This is a genomic window from Holospora undulata HU1, assembly GCF_000388175.3.
GTDB classification, from domain to species: domain Bacteria; phylum Pseudomonadota; class Alphaproteobacteria; order Holosporales; family Holosporaceae; genus Holospora; species Holospora undulata_A.
Genome location: NZ_ARPM03000054.1, coordinates 1 through 1631, shown reverse-complemented (window position 1 = coordinate 1631; position 1631 = coordinate 1). Strand labels below are relative to the sequence as shown.

Below are 1631 nucleotides of genomic sequence, written 5' to 3'. Positions count from 1 at the left end.
CCTGAAAGCTTGTCGAAAAAATCTATTTTATTGCAGCTAAGACTGTATTCCAATACTGATTTTAAATCTTCATTATCTAATTTTTTTAATATTTTTTCGTTTCCTGAAAGCTTGTCGAAAAAATCTATTTTATCTTCGTAGATACAGTCTTCCAATACTGATTTGAAATCTTCGTTATCTAATTTTTCCAATACTTTTTCGTTTCCTGAAAGCTTGTCGAAAAAATCTATTTTATTGCAGCTAAGACTGTATTCCAATACTGATTTTAAATCTTCATTATCTACTTTTTCTAAGACTTTTTCGTTTCCTGAAAGCTTGTCGAAAAAATCTATTTTATCTTCGTAGATAAATCTATTTAATACTGATCTTAAATATTCACTATCTAATTTTTCCAATACTTTTTCGTTTCCTGAAAGCTTGTCGAAAAAATCTATTTTATCTTCGTAGATACAGTCTTCCAATACTGATTTGAAATCTTCGTTATCTAATTTTTCCAATACTTTTTCGTTTCCTGAAAGCTTGTCAAAAAAATCTATTTTATTGCAGCTAAGACTGTATTCCAATACTGATTTTAAATCTTCATTATCTACTTTTTCCAATACTTTTTCGTTTTCTAAAATCTTGTCGAAAAAATCTATTTTATTGCAGCTAATACAGTATTCCAATACTGACTCTAAATCTTTACTATCTACTTTTTCTAAGACTTTGGAGTTTCCCAAAAGCTTGTAAAAGGTATCCCCTTGATTATCTCTGATACATTTTTGAAAAACGCCCCCCCATTGATTAGATAGAGCGTTAGACACTTCTTTATCGTCCACAATTTCTTCTATTTCTTGGGGGTCTACTAATTTTTTTGACAGAAGAATTGAAAACACCTCTCCCAAATTTTTTTTTCCATGAATTTCTAAATATTTTTTGGCACATGACAAAATAGAGGCTTCTGGATTTTTTTGAAGAAAATCTTCCACAAAAAAACTCAGTTCCGAAGATGTCAACTGACCAACTGGATTGGAATATAAAGAATATGTCTGAGAAAAAAGAAGAAAAAAGGTTAATAATATTTTCATAGTAGTTTTAATTTTTGCTTAACGAAAAATTAATTTTATAATTTTTGTAAATAAAAGTCAACAAAAAAAATCGACTTTCTGCATAAAGAAGTTAAGTTTTGTGGCTAACGTCGCGAACCTCAAAACCGCTTTTTTTTAGATGAGGAAAAACTCTAAGACGCTTTTTAAAAAATTCAGGAAACATAAAAGACTTTCTAGAGAACAGCAGATTAGACCTAAATATATCTTACGATTTAGAAAAGGAAAAAATTAAAGAGGGGCCAACCGATTTTCAAAATTTAAAAACGAATGATACATAGTAATTTAGCTTGAAAATGGGACAGAGTGGTGCTATTTGTTAACAGAAAATGAAAAAAAACAAAACTGCTTCGATCTAAGGGAGCGAGTAATAGAATATGTTAGACTTGGTAACGATCAAAAAACGATATCCATTTAAAGTTACCCCACGGGGGGTTAGGGCATAAGTGTTGAAAGTGGTTGAGATAGATATTATGAGTATAAAGTTTTAATTTTATAATGATGTATTGATATATGGTTAGAGAGACTAGGAAAACTTTACGATGT

1 protein-coding gene is annotated in these 1631 nt (G+C 29.5%); it reads right to left on the bottom strand.

Going from position 1 to position 1631, the window contains the following annotated elements:
• Window positions 1–1067 (bottom strand): hypothetical protein (locus K737_RS00770; RefSeq protein WP_035574738.1); only part of this gene is annotated, 1067 nt, incomplete at its 3' end.
• Between the last annotated feature and the right edge of the window lie 564 nt (window positions 1068–1631).